This is a genomic window from Achromobacter colocynthidis (assembly GCF_057334535.1).
The window spans coordinates 259795-278470 of sequence record NZ_JBHFIZ010000039.1 but is presented as its reverse complement, the minus strand read 5'-3'; the positions used below and the strand labels follow the sequence as shown (position 1 = coordinate 278470).

19 protein-coding genes are annotated in these 18676 nt (G+C 63.8%); 4 read left to right on the top strand and 15 right to left on the bottom strand.

The window, feature by feature from the left end; translation table 11 throughout:
* Positions 1 to 13: 13 nt before the first annotated feature.
* Entirely contained in the window at positions 14 to 823 is an 810-nt protein-coding gene (locus ACE04A_RS27815) for a PhaM family polyhydroxyalkanoate granule multifunctional regulatory protein (RefSeq protein ID WP_485820731.1), read from the bottom strand.
* A 39-nt stretch (positions 824 to 862) separates the two neighbouring features.
* Positions 863 to 1537: a glycine zipper 2TM domain-containing protein gene (locus ACE04A_RS27810; RefSeq protein ID WP_279993617.1), complete on the bottom strand. Its 675-nt coding sequence runs from the start codon at positions 1535 to 1537 to the stop codon at positions 863 to 865.
* A 143-nt stretch (positions 1538 to 1680) separates the two neighbouring features.
* Between ACE04A_RS27810 and ACE04A_RS27805 the strand changes: the two genes are divergently transcribed.
* A complete protein-coding gene (locus ACE04A_RS27805) occupies positions 1681 to 1908 on the top strand; it encodes a DUF3717 domain-containing protein (RefSeq protein WP_100853499.1) in 228 nt (75 codons plus the stop codon).
* 21 nt (positions 1909 to 1929) lie between these two features.
* Here the strand turns inward: ACE04A_RS27805 and ACE04A_RS27800 are convergent, their stop codons facing one another.
* The 5 genes from ACE04A_RS27800 to ACE04A_RS27780 all read right to left on the bottom strand — a co-directional run bounded on the left by ACE04A_RS27800 (position 1930) and on the right by ACE04A_RS27780 (position 6872).
* Positions 1930 to 2544, bottom strand: a complete 615-nt coding sequence (locus tag ACE04A_RS27800; RefSeq protein ID WP_391440101.1) for an SCO family protein — start codon at positions 2542 to 2544, stop codon at positions 1930 to 1932.
* A gap of 17 nt (positions 2545 to 2561) precedes the next feature.
* Positions 2562 to 3455 (bottom strand): heme o synthase, encoded by an 894-nt coding sequence (gene cyoE, locus ACE04A_RS27795; RefSeq protein ID WP_279993616.1) that lies wholly within the window; start codon positions 3453 to 3455, stop codon positions 2562 to 2564.
* A 13-nt stretch (positions 3456 to 3468) separates the two neighbouring features.
* A complete protein-coding gene (locus ACE04A_RS27790) occupies positions 3469 to 4503 on the bottom strand; it encodes a COX15/CtaA family protein (RefSeq protein ID WP_448716851.1) in 1035 nt (344 codons plus the stop codon).
* A gap of 816 nt (positions 4504 to 5319) precedes the next feature.
* The gene (locus ACE04A_RS27785; RefSeq protein ID WP_514132875.1) at positions 5320 to 5970 is read right to left on the bottom strand and encodes an SCO family protein; all 651 of its coding nucleotides are present in this window, start codon (positions 5968 to 5970) and stop codon (positions 5320 to 5322) included.
* A gap of 14 nt (positions 5971 to 5984) precedes the next feature.
* Positions 5985 to 6872, bottom strand: a complete 888-nt coding sequence (locus tag ACE04A_RS27780; RefSeq protein WP_448716850.1) for an SURF1 family protein — start codon at positions 6870 to 6872, stop codon at positions 5985 to 5987.
* Between the two features lie 36 nt (positions 6873 to 6908).
* Between ACE04A_RS27780 and ACE04A_RS27775 the strand changes: the two genes are divergently transcribed.
* Entirely contained in the window at positions 6909 to 7109 is a 201-nt protein-coding gene (locus ACE04A_RS27775; RefSeq protein WP_006392373.1) for a twin transmembrane helix small protein, read from the top strand.
* 390 nt (positions 7110 to 7499) lie between these two features.
* Here ACE04A_RS27775 and ACE04A_RS27770 read toward each other — a convergent pair whose 3' ends face one another.
* From ACE04A_RS27770 to coxB, 5 genes are all read right to left on the bottom strand, one after another.
* Positions 7500 to 8375, bottom strand: a complete 876-nt coding sequence (locus tag ACE04A_RS27770) for a cytochrome c oxidase subunit 3 (protein ID WP_485812088.1) — start codon at positions 8373 to 8375, stop codon at positions 7500 to 7502.
* Positions 8376 to 8413: 38 nt separating this feature from the next.
* Positions 8414 to 8638, bottom strand: coding sequence for a DUF2970 domain-containing protein (locus tag ACE04A_RS27765; RefSeq protein ID WP_100853506.1), 225 nt, complete (start codon positions 8636 to 8638; stop codon positions 8414 to 8416).
* A gap of 9 nt (positions 8639 to 8647) precedes the next feature.
* Positions 8648 to 8773 (bottom strand): cytochrome oxidase small assembly protein, encoded by a 126-nt coding sequence (locus ACE04A_RS27760; RefSeq protein ID WP_230694699.1) that lies wholly within the window; start codon positions 8771 to 8773, stop codon positions 8648 to 8650.
* 30 nt (positions 8774 to 8803) lie between these two features.
* Positions 8804 to 10411: a cytochrome c oxidase subunit I gene (gene ctaD / locus ACE04A_RS27755; RefSeq protein WP_259252687.1), complete on the bottom strand. Its 1608-nt coding sequence runs from the start codon at positions 10409 to 10411 to the stop codon at positions 8804 to 8806.
* A gap of 102 nt (positions 10412 to 10513) precedes the next feature.
* Entirely contained in the window at positions 10514 to 11671 is a 1158-nt protein-coding gene (gene coxB / locus ACE04A_RS27750; RefSeq protein WP_100853508.1) for a cytochrome c oxidase subunit II, read from the bottom strand.
* Between the two features lie 301 nt (positions 11672 to 11972).
* Here coxB and ACE04A_RS27745 point away from each other — a divergent pair, with 301 nt between their 5' ends.
* Entirely contained in the window at positions 11973 to 12779 is an 807-nt protein-coding gene (locus ACE04A_RS27745) for an NUDIX hydrolase (protein ID WP_438859863.1), read from the top strand.
* A 1-nt stretch (position 12780) separates the two neighbouring features.
* On the opposite strand, the gene ACE04A_RS27740 is transcribed toward ACE04A_RS27745, so the two are convergent.
* Positions 12781 to 15549, bottom strand: a complete 2769-nt coding sequence (locus tag ACE04A_RS27740; RefSeq protein ID WP_485820730.1) for a cation:proton antiporter — start codon at positions 15547 to 15549, stop codon at positions 12781 to 12783.
* 233 nt (positions 15550 to 15782) lie between these two features.
* On the opposite strand from ACE04A_RS27740, the gene ACE04A_RS27735 reads away from it, so the two are divergent.
* The gene (locus ACE04A_RS27735; RefSeq protein WP_485820814.1) at positions 15783 to 16574 is read left to right on the top strand and encodes a phosphodiesterase; all 792 of its coding nucleotides are present in this window, start codon (positions 15783 to 15785) and stop codon (positions 16572 to 16574) included.
* 302 nt (positions 16575 to 16876) lie between these two features.
* Here the strand turns inward: ACE04A_RS27735 and rpoH are convergent, their stop codons facing one another.
* On the bottom strand, positions 16877 to 17761 hold the full coding sequence (gene rpoH / locus ACE04A_RS27730; protein ID WP_100853511.1) for an RNA polymerase sigma factor RpoH: 885 nt from the start codon (positions 17759 to 17761) through the stop codon (positions 16877 to 16879).
* Positions 17762 to 17916: 155 nt separating this feature from the next.
* Positions 17917 to 18606 (bottom strand): mediator of RNA polymerase II transcription subunit 7, encoded by a 690-nt coding sequence (locus ACE04A_RS27725; RefSeq protein ID WP_259252681.1) that lies wholly within the window; start codon positions 18604 to 18606, stop codon positions 17917 to 17919.
* Between the last annotated feature and the right edge of the window lie 70 nt (positions 18607 to 18676).

Genomic DNA, 18676 nt, shown 5'->3' with positions numbered 1-18676 from the left:
GATTGAAAGGAGTTCAGGGCTTGCCGTCGACAGGCCCATTATTCTTGGACGCCCGGGGCGCGGACTTGGCTGCCGTCTTGCGCGCCGCGGGCTTGCGGGTGGCAGGCTTGGAAGCCTTGGCTTCGGTCTTGGCTGCCGGTTTGGAATCCTTGGATTTGGGCGTGGCGGGCTCGCCCGGCTCGGCGGGGTTGGTTGGCATGGACGCGGCGGTGGCGGCCGCAATCTGGTTGAACTGCTGCTGCAGCAAGTCCCACCATGCCTTGGAGGCCGACTGCGCCGCGGCGCCCATTTGCTCGGTCATGCCAGGCCCGGCCGAGTCGGCGGCCGCCGCTTTACCGGCATCCGATTCCGACGTTGCGCCAGCGGAAGCTTCCTGCGGCTTGGCGTCGCGGGCACTTTCCGATGATGCCGGTTTGGCGGCGGACTTCGGCGCGGGCTTCAGGCCCAGCACCACTTCAAGCGGCGAGGCCGCGCCGCTATCGCGCACGGCGTTCATGTCCATGCTGGCCGCGCTGTCCACAAAGGCACGCAAGGTGCTGATGGTGGAACGCTGCACTTCCATGCCCTGGATGGTGGATGACAGCATGGACAGGTTCATGCGCAGCCAGTTTTCCACCGAACGCAGCTCGGCGATACGGCGGTCCAGGTCTTCAAGATTCATGGGCGGCGCCATGGGCAGGCTGCTGGCCAGGCCGCCCGGGCCGGTCAGGCCGGCCCAGGCCTGGCGCATCATTTCCATGCTGGCCAGCAAGGGGTTGCCCGACAGATCGGAATTCTGTCCCATGCCGGGAAGGACAAACGGGTTCGTGAATTGGTCGCTCATGCCAGGTCTCCCCATGGACTGATCGCCACCGGCCTTGGCTTAGCCCGGCAGCAGCTGGTTGTTTTCCACGCGCACATGATCGCCCGAGGCAAAGGCGAAGGGCTGCGCGCTGCGGAACTGGCGCGCACTGCCGTCGTTCATGCGAACCGTCAGCTCATAGTGCGTCACCGTTTGTTGCTGTCTGATATTACGCTCAACTTCACGGCCTGCCAAAGCGCCGCCCACCGCGCCCAGCACGGTCAGCGCCGTCTTGCCGCTGCCTCCGCCAAATTGATTACCCACTACGCCGCCGACCACGCCGCCGCCGATGGTGCCGACCAGGTGGTCGCTGTTGTCCTTCACCGGAACCTGCACCTGGCGGATGGTTTCCACCACCCCACAGCTTTGGCATGCCTGCTTGGCCGGCGCGGGCGCCGCCGCGCGGGGCGCCGAGGCCGATGCCGGACGGGCCTGCTGGGTCTGCGGCGCGGCCTGCTGCGCCTGTTGCGCTTGTTGCGGGGCAGGCTGTGCCCCCGGGGCCGGTGCCAGATTGGCGCCTTCGGGGCCCGCTTCAACCACGGGCGTATCCGCATGCGGATTGGCCGAGGGCGAAGGCAGCCAGCCCATCACCGCCGCGACGCCCACCGCGCACATGACGATGACCGCGATGGCGGCGGCCGCGACCAGGGGGTGCAAGCCGCTGCGCGAGTTCTGGATTCGGGTGGATGTATTCATAACGATGCTCCATCGTAACTAACCGGCATCGGTATAGCACCCGCGCGCGGTTTCGGCATGTTGCGATGGTGACGCTTCTTTGCAGGGGTTGCAGACGCCGGGCGCGTCGGTGGACAGCCATGCCCATTCGTGGACAATAGCGCATGGATTCCATTTCCCTGCCCCAGCTCGAACAGGCAATCAACTACTGGCGCAACGTCTCGCCGTCGGTCGGCGACGAGTCGCGCCTGTGCCCTGAAGCCGCGGCGCTGGCAACGCCCTACGCCCTGATGATCATCACGCACCGGCACGACATCGCGGTGGCCGAGCTGAATGAAAAAGCCCAGGCGGCGTTGGCCGGCTGGGCTGCGGCGGGCACTCAGGCCCGCTGATCCTTCTTACGCACTAAGCCGCTAGTCTTTCAGCAGCGCCTTGATGTCGTGCGTAAGCGCGTCCACGCCCAGCGTGTTGTTGGCCAGCACGCGCGATTCGCCCTTGCCATCCAGCAGGTAGAACGCGGCGGTGTGGTCCATGGTGTAGTTGCCGTCCTTGGTGGGCGCCTTGGCGTAATACGCCTTGAATGACGCGGCGGCCTTCTTGATCTGGTCCGGCGTGCCGGTCAGGCCCAGAAAACGCGGATCGAACGCGGTCACATACTGCTTCAACACTTCTTGCGTATCGCGCTCGGGGTCCACCGTGATCAGCAGCACCTGCACGCGGTCGGCGTCCGGGCCCAGCTTCTTCATGACTTCGGTCAGTTCCGCCAAGGACGTGGGGCACACGTCCGGGCATTGCGTGAAACCAAAGAACACCACCACAACCTTGCCGGCAAAGTCCGACAACTGGCGGGTCTTGCCGTTGGTGTCGGTCAGCTCCATGCCACGTCCCAACTGGGTGCCGCTGATGTCGCTGCCCTTGAACGTGGGTGCGCTTTCGCCGCAAGCGGCAAGGGTGGCGGTAAGGACAGTGACGGCGGCGGCGGCGGCAAGGCGCAGGCCCAGCCGGCGGCTGGCGGAAAACACGGACATCAAACAACCTCCAGGGGTCAGCGCAGCAGGGCGACCCAGTGGTCCACCAGCAGGGCGCCGAACAGCAACGCCAGGTAGAGAATGGAAAAGCGGAACATGCTGCGCGCCAGTTCGTCGCTATAGGCGCGGTACAGACGCCAGGCATAGGACAGGAACATGCCGCCCAGCACCAATGCCGACAACAGATACAGCGCACCGCTCATGCGGATGGCGTAGGGCAAGAGCGTCGTGGCCACCAGCGCCACGCTATAGAGCAGGATGTGCAGGCGCGTGAACTGGTTGCCGTGCGTGACCGGCAGCATGGGCAGGCCGGCCTTGGCGTAATCATGGTTGCGGTACAGCGCCAGCGCCCAGAAGTGCGGCGGCGTCCAGATGAAGATGATCAACACCAGCACCCAGGCCTCGGCGGGCACGGAATCCGCCACGGCGGCCCAGCCCAGCGCGGGCGGCATCGCGCCCGACAAGCCGCCGATCACGATGTTCTGCGGCGTGCGCGGCTTGAGGATGACGGTATAGATAACGGCGTAGCCCACAAACGTGGCGAAGGTCAGCCACATGGTCAGCGGGTTCACCAGCGTGTACAGCACGAACATGCCCGCGCCGCCCAACAGGCCCGACAGGCTCAGCACCTGGAAGGCCGAAATGGTGCCTCGGGCGGTGGCGCGCCGCGCCGTGCGCAGCATGCGCGCGTCCACTTCCTGTTCGATCAGGCAGTTGATGGCGAAGGCGGCTGCGGCAAGCAGCCAGATGCCGATGGTGCCAAACAGCACGCGGCGCATATCGGGTACGCCCGGAACGGCGAGAAACATGCCGATGACCGCGCAAAACACCGCCAACTGCGTGACGCGCGGCTTGGTGAGTACGAAGTATTGGCGGAGCAATCCGGAGGGAGGAGCGGCAAGACTGGTCATAGTGGACCCTATTTTAAACGCGCACCGAATTGGGGCCACTGCCCCCGGTCGGCGCGCTTCCCGCCGTGGACAATCGCACCATCAGCACCACGGCGGCCAAGGTCAGGCCGGCGGCGCCCCCGTTGTGCAGCACCGCGATCAAGAGCGGCCACTGGAAGAAGATGGTCGTCAGGCCGGTGAACAGTTGCGCGGCCAGCAGGGCCAGCATCAACGTTGCCGGGCCGCGCAAGCCCGGTTCGGCCCGCAGCCGCCAGGCCAAGGTTCCCAGGTACAGGAATACGACAAAGGCAAAATTACGATGTACCCAGTGGATGGCGGTCAGCGCGGGCTGCGAGATCATTTCGCCCGATGGCAGTTCACCCAGGCCACGGATCACCGAATAGCCGCCGTGAAAGTCCATATCAGGCACCCACTGGCCGTGGCACATGGGAAAGTCCATGCAGGCCAGCGCGGCGTAGTTGGTGCTGACCCAGCCGCCCAGCGTCACCTGCACCAGCAGCAGGCCAAAGCCCACCGCCACCCAGGGCTTCCAGCGCGCCGCTGCGGCGGCAATCGCCAGGTGCGGACGTTCGCGGGCCGATAGCCACGTCATCAGCGCCAGCACCGACAGCCCGAACACCAGGTGGGCCGTCACCACGGCGGGCATCAGCTTGTGCGTGACGGCCCACGCGCCGAAGGCGCCTTGCACGCACACGGCGACCAGCGTCGTGACGGCCAGCGCGGGCGAGCGGCCCAGTTCGCGGCGATAGCGCCATGCCATGTAGACGATGCCGATGATGAGCATGCCCAGGATGGTGCCGACGTAGCGATGGATCATTTCGATCCAGGCCTTGGACATCGTCACGGGTCCAAAGGGCATGGCCTGCGACGCTTGATGGATGTCGCCCTGCGCGCCCAAGGGCGTGACGCTGCCGTAGCAGCCGGGCCAATCCGGGCATCCCAGGCCGGAATCCGTCAGGCGCACGAAGGCGCCGAACATGATCAGGTCCAGCGTCAGGAACCAGGTGAAGAAGACGAGCTTGCGATAACGCGCTTTGATGCGTTCCATATCAACCATAAAAAATGCCCCCACGCCGCACACCCTGCAGGTGCTTGCTGCCCCCCGAGGGGGCCGCTTTTTTACTTGGGGCGGCCCGGCGGAAAAAAATGCCCCCACGCTGCGCACCCTACGGGTGCTTGCTGCCCCCCGAGGGGGCCGCTTTTTTCCTTGGGGCGGCCCGGCGGAAAAAAATGCCCCCACGCTGCGCACCCTACGGGTGCTTGCTGCCCCCCGAGGGGGCCGCTTTTTTCCTTGGGGCGGCCCGGCGGAAAAAAATGCCCCCACGCTGCGCACCCTACGGGTGCTTGCTGCCCCCCGAGGGGGCCGCTTTTTTCCTTGGGGCGGCCCGGCGGAAAAAAATGCCCCCACGCTGCGCACCCTACGGGTGCTTGCTGCCCCCCGAGGGGGCCGCTTTTTTCCTTGGGGCGGCCCGGCGGAAAAAAATGCCCCCACGCTGCGCACCCTACGGGTGCTTGCTGCCCCCCGAGGGGGCCGCTTTTTTCCTTGGGGCGGCCCGGCGGAAAAAAATGCCCCCACGCTGCGCACCCTACGGGTGCTTGCTGCCCCCCGAGGGGGCCGCTTTTTTCCTTGGGGCGGCCCGGCGGAAAAAAATGCCCCCACGCTGCGCACCCTACGGGTGCTTGCTGCCCCCCGAGGGGGCCGCTTTTTTCCTTGGGGCGGCCCGGCGGAAAAAAATGCCCCCACGCTGCGCACCCTACGGGTGCTTGCTGCCCCCCGAGGGGGCCGCTTTTTTCCTTGGGGCGGCCCGGCGGAAAAAAATGCCCCCACGCTGCGCACCCTGCGGGTGCTTGTCGCGGGCAAAAATTAACCAATGCGCGAGTTATAGACCAGCTTGCTGATGTCCTTGCGCACCTTCACGCCATCCGCCTGGGCAGGGTACTGCATCATCAGGTTGCCCAGCGGGTCGATCACCCAGATCGGGTCCTGCAAGCCCGGCTGCCCGGCGGCGGTGTCGCGGGCCAATAGGTAATGTGCGAGCTGGTCCGGATTCACGCGCAGCATGACCGTGCCTTGATAGGCCTCCAGCACTTTCTGCGGCACCGGCGCGTCGTCGGTGATGAACCAGACGCGGGCCAGGCGGTCCACGTTCTTGCCCTGGCTGGCGTGCGTGTTGCGCGTAATGTAGAGCTTGCGAGCGCAGCTTTCCGGGCATTCCGCGCCATCGGCCGCCACCAGCAACCACTTGCCCTTCAAGCTTTGCAGGTCGAACGGCTTGCCGTCCAAGGTCGTCAGCTTCAGTTCGTTGGCGGCGGGCATGGGCCGCTGCGGCGACACCAGCGTGCCGTAATTGCTGGACTCGTCCGGCCACCATTGCGGGTTCATGTACACCACGAAGGCGGCCACGATGGGCGCCAGCGAACACAGGAACACCAGCAGCATGGGCATCAACGAGCGCTTGCGTGCGGGTGTGTGGGATGAGATGTCGCGAGCCACGTTATATCCTGGAAGAGTCATTCATTGATGCGCGCTCAGGCCCTGGGGCCTTGTCCCGCGCGCTGGCGCATGCGCTTGATGGCGCCCCCCAGCACCACCAGCCATGCGATGGCGGCAATCAAGCCGAACGCGAACCACTGGATCGCGTAAGACGTATTCTTTTGAAAATCCACGGACGGCTGGGGCCAGTCGCGCACCAGGCCGTCGCCGTCGGCCTGGCTGGTCTGAGCGGTCTGGCTGGGCTGAGCGTTCGGACTGGCCTGGCTGTTCGGGCTGCTTTGAGCACTCTGAGCGTTCGGGCTGGTCTGGCCGCTCTGGGCCAACACGACGGGCAGCAAGTTCAGCCCTGTCGCACGCGCATAAGCATCCAGCGGCAAGTTTTGAACCTGCGGCACCTTGCCGTCCGCGACCGGCAGCGTGGCGGGCAGGGCCGATTGATCCTGCCCACCAAGCGCCCACAATTCAAACATGCGCGGCACACGTTCAGCCATTTCGCCGGTGACGGTCTGCGGGCCTTGCGGCGTAGCCGGCAATGCGGGTTCGCCCTGGCCGGGCATGATCCGGGGCAACCAGCCGCGCAGCACCAGTACGGCCTGACGCGAAGACCCATCCAGCAGCAGCGGCGTGGCCAGCCAGTAGCCCGGCCGACCTTCGTGGTTGCGGTTGTCCAGCAGTACACTGAATTGCGGCTGCCACACGCCCGTGGCCTGAGCCACGCGCCAAGGCGTCAAGTCGTCGGAAGGGGTGGCGGGCGTCAGCATCACCGGCGCTTGCTTGCGGCCCGCTTCGATAGCGTCCAGAATGGCGCGTCGCTCATCGCTGCGACGCAACTGCCACTGCCCAAGCGACACCAGAATCACCACGGCGATGCCAAGCAGAAGTAGGGCGGTTACCGTGTAGCGTGTTGAATGCGGTCGGGCCATGTATCGTTGCTAACTCTGTTTTGTCCGGAGACCACCATGCGCGTTTTCGTCGTACTGGCCTTCATCGGAATCCTGGCCAGTCTGGCATCCGCCCTGGTCTATCTGATGCGGGACAAAGGGTCCACCAACCGCACCGTCAATGCGCTGACGGTACGCATCGGGCTATCGGTCGCCCTGTTCCTGTTCGTGCTGTTCGCCCATCACATGGGCTGGATCGAAAGCACGGGTTTGCGGTGATGGGTGTGACGGTGGCTGTGGCCATGGTTATGGCCACGGCTTTGGCCGGGGCTACGACGCTGGCAACGTAGGATGGGTGAAGCGCGCAAGATTCGCCGCAAGAACCGCGATATCCAACGCGCGTAACCCATCAACGCCACCCAATCACCAAGCTTTGCCATACCGCAACCTTCCGTTGGAGGGCTTGCACCGCTTCACCGCTGCTTGATGGGTTGCGCGCGATTATCGACAGGGTTCTTGCGCAGGAGTTCCCGCGCTTCACCCATCCTACGATGTCCGGCTGTTGCAACCTCGCCACGTAGGATGGGTGAAGCGCGCTTGATTCGCCGCCAATACCCCGGCACCGAACGCGCGCAACCCATCACACAACATCAGCACCATCACTCAACATCAGAACCAATACACAAACAAATACAGCCCCAGCCACACCACGTCCACAAAGTGCCAATACCAGGCCGCGCCTTCAAATCCGAAGTGATGGTCGGCGGTAAAGTGGCCCCGCATCAGGCGTATCAGGATCACCGTCAACATCGTGGCGCCCAGGATCACGTGGAACCCGTGGAACCCGGTCAGCATGTAGAACAGCGAACCGTACGCGCCCGAATTGAACTTCAGGTTCAGTTCGGTATAGGCGTGGTGGTATTCCGCGGCCTGACAGGCCACGAAGATGAAGCCCAGGATGACCGTGGCGGCCAGCCAGAACATCGTCTTGCCGCGATGGTTTTCGCGCAGCGCATGGTGGGCGATGGTCAACGTGACGCCCGAGGACAGCAGCAGCGCGGTGTTGATCGTGGGCAGCCAGAACGGGCCGACCGTCTGGAATTCCTCGACCACGCCGGCCGGTCCGAAGTTGGGCCACGCGGCCTTGAAATCGGGCCACAGCATCAGACGGTGGTCCATGTCGCCCAGCCACGGCGTAGTGACGGTGCGCGTGTACCAAAGCGCGCCAAAGAACGCCGCGAAGAACATCACTTCCGAGAAGATGAACCAGCTCATGCCCCAACGGTAGGACCCGTCGATGCGCTTGCTGTTCAGGCCGGCTTCGGATTCCTGGATGGCGTCGCCAAACCAGTAATACAGCACCACGATCAGGCCGATGAACCCCGCCAGGACAGACCACTTGGCCCAGCCGACCCCGTTGATCCAGGCCGCGGCGCCCAGCCCCATGAACAGCAGCGCCACCGCCGTGCGTACGGGATGACCCGAGTCGGCGGGCACAAAGTAGTACGGTGCCTCTTTACCTTGAACCGAGTGGCTTGCACTCATGGCTTTCTCCCTGGTACAGATTTATAGAATTAAGTGATTCAAGTCAGGCTGGAAACGGCCCAACGCACAATTAAAACCAGCACAGTTACGAAGATTGCCGCCGCCAGCAGCCCAGCCACAATCACGTGCACCGGGTTCAGCTTGGCGATGTCTTCCTGATGGCCCGCGCCCTTGCGCACACCGAAGAACCCCCAAGCCACCGCCTTCATGGTCTGAAGGAAACTCAGCTTGCGCCGGGAGGTTTCGTGCAGATCGTCGCTCATGGCCTGGACCTAGCTGACCGCGTTGCCGGTCAGCAGGGCTGAACCGCGAAACACGGTCCAGCCAAACACGGCAATGACGAAGGCCACGAGGACCCATCCTGCAATCTTGTTACGGCGGCGCTGCTCGGGTGTCATTGCTGTGCTACCTGAAACGTGGAAGACGGTTTATTTGACTTCGGGCGGCGTTTCGAAGGTGTGGAACGGCGCGGGCGAAGGCACCGTCCATTCCAGCCCTTCGGCGCCTTCCCACGGCTTGGCGGCCGCCGGTTCGCCCTTGCCCATGTAGCAGCGCACGATCGCCCACAGGAAGATCAGCTGCGACAAGCCGAACCAGAACGCGCCAATGGTGGCCATCTGGTGGAACGTCGTGAACTGCGCGGCGTAGTCGGCGTAGCGGCGCGGCATGCCGGCCAGCCCCAGGAAGTGCATGGGGAAGAAGGTGACGTTGAACGAAATCAGCGTGGACCAGAAGTGCAGCTTGCCCAACTTTTCGCTGTACATGCGGCCCGTCCACTTCGGCACCCAGTAGTACGCGCCGGCGAACAGCGCGAACAGCGAACCCGCCACCAGCACGTAGTGGAAGTGCGCCACCACGTAATAGGTATCGTGCACCTGGATGTCGATGGGTGCCACCGACAGGATCAGGCCGGTGAAGCCGCCCATGGTGAACACGAAGATGAAGCCGATCGAGAACAGCATCGGCGTTTCGAACGTCATCGAGCCGCGCCACATGGTGGCAACCCAGTTGAACACCTTCACCCCGGTCGGGATGGAGATGAGCATGGTGGCGTACATGAAGTAAAGCTGCCCGGTGACCGGCATGCCCGTCGTGAACATGTGGTGAGCCCACACAATGAACGACAGCACGGCAATCGACGCGGTGGCGTACACCATCGAGGCGTAGCCGAACAGCTTCTTGCGGGCGAACGCGGGCACGATGGCCGACACGATACCGAACGCCGGCAAGATCATGATGTAGACCTCGGGGTGCCCGAAGAACCAGAACACGTGCTGGTACAGCACCGGGTCACCGCCGGCGGCAGCGTTGAAGAAGCCCGTGCCGAAGTGGCGGTCGGTCAGCACCATGGTGATGGCGGCGGCCAGCACCGGCATCACGGCCAGCAGCAGGAAGGCGGTGATCAGCCAGGTCCAGCAGAACAGCGGCATCTTCATCAGCGTGAGGCCGGGCGCGCGCATGTTCAGGATGGTCACGATGATGTTGATCGCGCCCATGATCGAGGACGCGCCCATCAAGTGCATCGCGAAAATGCCCAGGTCCATGCCCGGACCCATCTGCAAGGACAGCGGCGCATACAGCGTCCAGCCCGCGGCGGTAGCGCCGCCCGGCACGAAGAACGATGCCGTCAGCATGATCGCGGCCACCGGCAGCAGCCAGAAGCTGAAGTTGTTCATGCGCGCGAACGCCATGTCGGACGCGCCGATCTGCATCGGGATCATCCAGTTCGCAAAGCCCACGAAGGCCGGCATGATGGCGCCGAACACCATGATGATGCCGTGCATGGTGGTGAACTGGTTGAACAGTTCGGGGCGGAAGAATTGCAGGCCCGGCTCGAACAATTCGGTACGCAGCAGCAAGGCAAGCGTGCCGCCTTCCAGCAACATGGCAAACGAGAAGATGAGATACATCGTCCCGATGTCTTTATGGTTCGTGGCGAAAAGCCAGCGGCGCCAGCCCGAGGGCATGGCGTGGTGGTGGTCATCGTGACCGTGGCCGTGGCCCGGCGACACGTGGTCTACAGTGACGCTGCTCATGATGGACTCCTTCCTGCTGAGTGCCGGCCCCGATCCACGGGACCGGCAGGGTATCTCTAACTAAACGGAACCGGTTCTATCGGTGTAGGGCGAGGGGCGCGCTTAACGCGCAGCCGCAACGTCCTTCGGTAGAACCGTCGGGTCCTGCCCCTTGCCTGCATTGCTCCAGGCATGGCGTGTATAGCTGATGACCGCTGCGATCTCGACATCATTGAGCTGCCCGCCGAATGCCGCCATGGCGGTGCCGGGCTTGCCCTTGAGCACGGTGTTGATCTGAGCCGCTTGGGGGCCCAGCACAACCTTGTCTCCGTCAAGCGGTGGGAAGCTGCCCGGAATGCCCTTGCCGTTGGCCTGGTGACAGGCCACGCAATTGGCAGCGAAGACTTTTTCGCCACGGGCAACCAGTTCGGCTTCCGTCCACTCTTTATTGGGATCGTCGGCGTTTGCCGCCATCTTCTTCTTTTGGTCTTCAACCCACTTATCGTAGTCGGCTTGCGCCAGCACTTCGACAACGATGGGCATGAAGGCGTGGTCTTTGCCACAGAGTTCCGCGCACTGGCCACGGTAGATACCCGGGGTGTCGGCACGGAACCAGGCATCGCGCAGGAAGCCGGGGATGGCATCCTGCTTGACGCCGAAGTCGGGAATCATCCACGAGTGGATGACATCGGCCGCGGTCAATACGACACGGACCTTTTTATCCACCGGCACAACCATGTGGTTGTCCACTTCCATCAGATAGAACTCGCCCTTGGGCTCGCGGTTCTCGATCTGCGCGCGGGGCGTGGACAGCGTGGACAGGAACTTGACGCCGGCGGCGGAGCCGTCGAGGTACTCGTAGCCCCACTTCCATTGATAGCCGGTGACCTTGATGGTGAGGTCGGCGCTTGAGGTGTCCTTCATGGCCACGACCGTCTTGGTGGCCGGCAACGCCATGGCAATGACGATGATGAAGGGGATGACCGTCCAGGCGACTTCCACGCCCAGATGCTCATGGAACGTCGCGGCCTTGTGCCCGCGGGACTTCCGGTGCGCCCAGATGGAATAGAACATCACCCCGAACACACCGATGAAGATCACGATACAGATCGTGAGCAACAGCCAGTGCAGCCACATGATGTCGCGCGAAATCGCGGTCACACCTTCATGCAGGTTGAGCTGATTGACCTTCGGGCCGCCGGGCATGTCTTGCACCTGAGCACCGGCCACGCTGCCAATCAGCATCGCACAAGCCCCCAGTATCCCTCTCCACTTCTTCATGCTTACCTCGAAACACGGCGCGAGGGCCCTTGTCGCCTAGTGGCACGAGTGTCACTTCAACAGGACTACGCGCAATTATTAGATGGCAGGGTTAAGCAGGGAGATAGAGCGGCCCCCGCGTTCCCACTCGAAATCACAAAGAAACTGGCGGATTATAGCGGACACGCAAATAGATGTAAGACAGGCCTCTTGAATAAAAGGGCCCCGCCCCCATCTGCGCCGGCCCCAAGCTTCAACCCTTGACGCGCGCCCCAAACCGTGTGGCATAAAATCGTCGGCAACCTCATCACGACACGCCACGATGCCCAAGCAGTTGCCCGATTTGTATGCCGACCTGTGCGCACGCGCGCAGGAACCCGCCCCCGACGGCGCGCACGCTTTATATATAGCGGGCCGCCGCTGCGGCTGGGCCACGCATGCCGCCTGCGACGCACTGCGCGATGCGCCCGGCGTCATCTGTGACGACGCCGCGCTGCACATCGGCGCGCACCTGACACCCGGCGCGGCACTGAATGCCGTGCTGGAAAATACCGCGCAACTGTTGCGTCAAGCCAACTGCCTGCGTGGCTGGCGCGATGAACTGCTGGACGTGATGGACGGCGACGACGTGCTGGGCGTCATCGAGCGCGCGGCGGTCCGCCCCCTGGGCCTGCTGACCCACGCGGTGCACCTGAACGCCTGGACGCCGGACGGACGCATGTGGGTCGCGCGGCGCGCGCTCAGCAAGTCGACGGATCCCGGTATGTGGGACACCTTGGTAGGCGGCCTGGCCGGCTGCGGCGAAGACCTTGAACTTGCGCTGGTGCGCGAATGCGGCGAGGAAGCGGGCCTGGACGCGCCCGACCTGGCCAACCGCACGCCCTTGCGCACCATCCTGCGCATTCATCGCCGGCTGCCGGAGGGCTATCAGGTGGAAGACGTGCTGACCAGCACCTGCGTGCTGGCGGCGGGCGTGCGGCCCGCCAACCGTGACGGTGAAGTCATGGAGATCGCCACCGTCGATGTCGCGACCGTGCTGCGGCAGATCGCCGAAGGCGAATTCACGCTGGAGGCGGCGCTGGTGATCGTCGAAGACATCATGCAACGCCAGGCCGCCGACCAGATCTGAATCAGCGGGGCGCCATTCCCGGCGCATCGGTCGCCGGCGCGTCCTGCAAGCCGCCGGCTCCGCCGTCCAGGGGCTTGTCCCGGGTCTTGTTCTGAATCATGTCCCGGGTCTTGTCCTGGGTTTCTTCCCGGGATTTTTCCTGAACTTCGTCCGCGGCCTCGTCCTTGCGGGCGTCCTCCAGTTCACGTGTCACGCCCGCCGCTTCGGCCGCTTCCGCCGCCTGCGCCGGGCTGGGGGCCGAGACGGGTGCGGGCGTGGCGGCGGGCGCCGCGTGCGACGCCTGCGAGAACTGCTTCCACACTTCGATGGCGCGCAGGCGCTGCTTGGCCACCACCTGGATACGCTCGCGCAGATGCTCATCGCGCGCCAGCAGGGCATGGAAGTCGCGCGATGACAGCATCAACAGCTTGCAGTAGCCCAATGAGGTCACCTCGGGCGTAATCTGCTGTTCGCCCAACAGGCCAAGTTCGCCGAAGAATTCGCCGCTACCGAGCTCGATCAAGGTGTTGTCGGGCAGATGCACCGCCACGGCGCCCGACGCCACGAAGCACATTTCCTCGCCATGCCGCCCCTGGGTCAAGACCCGCTGATCGGGCAGCGCCAGACGCGGCTTGAGCAGTTTGCTGATGGCGCGCAGCGAATCCGGCGACAGCCCCTCGAACAGCGGCACGCGCTTGATCAGCTCGGCCGCGCTCATTTCAATATCCAGCGGCGGGTGCGCGTCGATATGCGCCCAGCGGCTCTTCAACTGCGCCATCAGGTCCGCATAGACCTCGCCGCTGATCAAAAATTGCTCAAGCATGTCGCGGTAGCGGATGCGCTCGAGTTCGCGCGCGACACGGCCCAGATAGCTTTCCTGCAGCCATAGCGCATAGGACGGGTATTGCAGGTTCAGCGCCTGCAGGGCGTTTTCGACCAGATCCAGCCGACGCTGGTGCAAAGCCACGATGCGCTGCGTCGCCTCCTCGCCCAGCAGGGGCGTGATCTGCTCCCGGGCAAACACAATCAGCCGTTGCGCGACGGAACGCTTGCTCATCAGATTGGCGAAGCGCTGGCCCAATTCGCGCGCCAGCCAGCTTTGAAAGCCGAACACGTAATGCATGCGCAACGCCAGCCGGAAGGGGGTGGAATAGCGCACGTCCTGCACGATGGCGCGCTCAAAACCCGGCACGCCGCCCAGGCGGATGGCGTCTTCCAGCCGCTCGGCGCGCGCCAGCAGCGTCTCGGCCATGCGCCAGTCCACGATCTGCGCCTTCAGGATGTCAAAGAACATTTCCTCTTCGCGCTGCGCCACGATGGCCAGGCCCACGGCCACGCGCTGCTCGTCGCTCATCTGGCTGAGCTGACCATCGTGCACGCTGGTCAGGCTGGCGTCGAACACGGCGCGAATACGGTCGCGCACTTCGGTGCCGATGTGTTCGGTCTTGGCCACTTCATCCGTCTTGCCTTGCAGGTCTTCCAAAGCCACCGCCAGCGCCTGGTTGCGGATGGTGCGTTCCACGGAAGACAGTTGGTTCAGGCCCAGCATCCGGATCAAGGGCCGCAGGCTGATGCCATTGATGAACAGCGTCAGAAGCACATAGCTGGTGGTGGCCACCGCGATGAACTGGCGCGCCTCTTCCGGCACGCCGGTCTGCTCGGTCACGGCCAGCGCCAGCGCCAGCGACACGGCGCCGCGCAGTCCGCCCCACAGCATCACCACCTTGTACGGGTTGCTGACCTTGGTGCCCAGGCGCGTCAGCCCCAACAGGGGCAACAGCCCGAAGACGACGATGGCGCGCGCCACCAGGGTCGCGACGAACACCACGGCCACCAACAGCAGTTCCTGCCAATCCGCGGCCGCCATCAGCTTGGGAATCAGCATTGCCGCGAACAGGAAGATCAGGGAATTGGCCCAGAAGCCGAATTGCCCCCAGGCGCTGGCCAGGTATTCGAAGGTGGTGGGCGACATGCGCGTGCGGCCGGTGGAGCCCACGACCAGACCCGCGATCACGGTGGCCACCACACCCGACACGTTCAGATAGTGTTCCGAGATAAAGAAGGACAGGTAAGCCAGCGTCAAGGTCAGCGTGATCTCGGCCGTGGGAAAACCGCGCAGCCAGGCGAACAGGAAGCAAGCCAGCCGCCCCATCGCAAAGCCCGCGATGCCGCCCCCGATGAAGTGCACGATAAAGTCGTTGAAGATGCCGCTGACGGTAAGTTCGCCGTGGCCGCTCAACACGGCCAGCAGCACCGAATACAGGGCGATGGACGCGGCGTCGTTGAACAGGCTTTCGCCTTCGACCAGCGTGGTCAGCCGCTTGGGCGCGCCCACTTCCCGAAAAATACCCACCACGGCGACCGGGTCCGTCGTCGCCACAATGGCGCCCAACAACAGGCAGACCACCAGGCCGTAGGGCGAAATCGCGTCCAGCGTCACCCCGACCACCACGGTACACACCACGACAGCCACAATCGCCATCATCAGGATCGGCCCGATGTCGTCTATCAGGCGGCGCACGTTCATGGCCAGCGCGGTCTCGAACAACAGCACCGGCAGGAACACCATCAGGAAGGTTTCGGACGAGATCTCAAAGCGTTCCAGTGAATCGAGAAAATCGGCGATCCAACTGGGCGCCCAACCATGGACGTGGATGATGATGCCGAGCAAACACCCGACGATAGCCAGCAATACCGAATAAGGCAGCTTGAGCCGGCCGGCCAGCGGCGGCATAAAGCAAACCAGTGTGAGCAATCCGGCCAAGCCGAATACGAGAAATCCTACATCCATGGGTATTGCCACGTCCCGAGCATTGAGAGGTGCGACAAGAATAGCGGCATTTTTCAGTGAGGCAGGCCAGGAAACTGTAGGGAATCGTAGAGAATGCACGTTTCGTTACCCTAGGTGCCGCTGCTGATACGCGCCGCGCCCTGTTTTTTGGGTAATGTGCAAACGTACAAACTACGCAGGAGCGGCACTTGCCACGCGTCCACTCTCTGGCCCGCCGTCACGACGCGCCCGCCATGCTGGTCCAGTTGACCGACAGCCATTTGTTCGGCGAACCCGACACCGCGATGCTGGGCGTCAATACCGACGCGAGCCTGCGCGCGGTGCTGCGCCAGATCGAAGCCGACGGCAAACGTCCCGACCTGCTGCTGGCCACCGGCGACTTGTCGCAAGACGGCGAGGCCGCCGCCTACCGGCGCTTTGCGGCCATTCTTGGCCAAGCCGGCGTGCTGTCGGGCGCGCAGATCCGATGCCTGCCCGGCAACCACGACCAACCGGCCGTGATGCGGCAAGAACTGCCGCAATGGTCTGAGCCCGTGACGGATGTGGGCGCCTGGCGCGTCGTGACGCTGGACACCACGGTGCCCGGTTCCAATGCCGGCCACTTGCCCGACAGCCAGTTGGACATGCTGGAGGCGGCGCTCGCCGCCGCGCCCGGCCGCCACACCCTGATCGCCATGCACCACAACCCCATGCAGATCGACAGCCATTGGCACGACTCGATGATGATCGACAACCCGCAGGCGCTGTTCAAGCGCCTGACGCGGTGGCCGCAGGCGCGCGTGCTGTTGTGGGGCCATGTCCATCATGAATTCGACCGCCGCCGCCATAACCTGCGCATGCTGGCCACGCCATCGACCTGCTTTCAGTTCAGCATTCGCGACGGCAAGCATGTGGTCGACAACCTGGCGCCAGGCTACCGTTGGATCAAGCTCTATCAGGATGGATCAATGGCCACGGGCGTGCGCCGCGTGCAGGACGCGCTGTGGCATACGGCGCTGGCGCCGGACGACGCGCAAGCCGCATAAAAATCGGGGCACCAGATATACGAATATATGTGGTGCCCCGCAAGCATCCGTCTCATAGGGGAGGGGAAAGAGGAGAAGCCGAGACGGATGGCAAGACTGCAAACTAGCTAAAGTTCGCGGTCTACATGATTTAGGCGGCGCACTCTTTATTAAGTTTCTGCAAGAGCACGAAATTTAGCGGCGAATTTGTATCAATTTATTGGCACCCATTTTGGCAGGGAGCTCCGCAAGGAATCGCCGCGCAAAGAAACGGGCCGCTTGCGCGGCCCCGCTCGGGCATTACCAGCAAATCAGTCAACCCATCAGGAAGCCAGATTGCCGCGCATTTTCTTCAACGCGGCGGCTTCGATCTGGCGGATGCGCTCGGCGGATACGCCGAACTCTTGCGCCAGTTCATGCAGCGTGGCGCCGCCGTCATCCTGCAGCCAGCGCGCCTCGACGATGCGGCGCGAACGGGCATCCAGCGCATCCAGCGCGCCGGTCAAGCCGGTGCTTTGAAGCTGATCGCGCGCGGCGCGTTCGAGCACCCGCGTGGGTTCCTGGCGGCCGTCGTCGGACAGGTAGGCGATGGGCGCATAGCTGTCGTCATCGTCATCCTGGTTTTCCAGCGACATGTCGCGCCCGGACATACGCACTTCCATTTCGCTGACATCTTCGCGGCGCACATTCAGTTCGCGGGCGATGTGATCGACCTGGTCGGGGTCCAGCGTTTGGCCGTCGGGGCGCATGCTGCGCAGATTGAAGAACAGCTTGCGCTGGGCCTTGGTGGTGGCCACCTTGACCAGACGCCAGTTGCGGATGATGTATTCGTGGATTTCGGCCTTGATCCAGTGCACGGCAAACGACACCAGGCGCACGCCGCGCTCGGGGTCGAAGCGCTTCACGGCTTTCATCAGGCCAACATTGCCTTCCTGGATAAGGTCGGCGTGGGGCAAACCATAGCCCAGGTACTGGCGCGCAACCGACACCACCAGGCGCAGGTGCGACAGAATCAATTCGCGCGCGGCACCCAGGTCTTCCTGGTCGCGCAGGCGACGGCCCAACTCGGTTTCACGTTCTGCCGACAGAACCGGCAAGCGGTTGACCGTGGAAATATACGCGTCGATCGTGCCAAGTGCGCCCGGATTGGCAATGGCCAACGCCAGAGCGTTGCCAGACGCGGCCAACGAGGTACTGGGTTGCTTCATAGCGGGGGTCTCCGGAAAGCGAAGGGATAGCGACATGGATTCGATGTTAGCACTCTAGTAAAGGGAGTGCTAATACGACTATTGCGGCGCGTCAAAGTTTCAAGTTTGTGGCGCGTCCCTATTTTTTTGATGCGCCGTTTGGGGGGCAACGGGGGCTACCAGCCCAGGCGCTTCAACCCCTCTGCGGTCGCTTCGCCATCTGGGCGGATGAACAAGGCTCCGCGCGGGTCCATGAAGACCTGGTACTTCGCGCCGTCGAACATCGGCATGTAGGCAGCGCTTCCGAATTGGACATCGACGAAGGGAAACCAGTTCGGGAAAGTCTTCTTCAAGGACCCGAGATCAGGCGCCGGCCAATCGTCCAGCGCGTGGACGGAGCGCGTGGCCGAGGCTTCCCGCGCGATGTCGCTGTGGCGGCCCGACAAGCGCTCCAGGCGGTACAAGGGCGGCACACCCGCCATCAGCGCCGGCAGCTTCCAGCGCACGACCCGGGCATCTATCTGCCATTGGTCGCCATACAGCACATATTGCTTGGGGCCCGTGCCGGGCGCGGTAGTCGTCAGTTGGAACTGGCCTTCTGCCTGCTGGCGGATCTCGACCCGGGCCACGGATTCGTCCGTGGTCAGCTTGTAAAACTGCACCAGCGACAAGGCCAGCAGACCGGAAACACATCCCAGCAACACCAGCATCAGGCCGAACAGGCGGCGCACCGGGCGAAACTGGAACATCTTGCGGCCGCGTTCGTCACGCGGGCCACCGCGGCTCAGCAGCATGACGAGGCCGGGCAGCAGGACGACGACGGCGCCCAGAAGAATCCAGACGAAGGGAGCGATACCGTTGATCAAGTCAGGCGTTCCTATATAGCGCATCGCGGCTCATGGCCCGATGCGCCCAGGGCGCCGCGGGGGGGGGGGG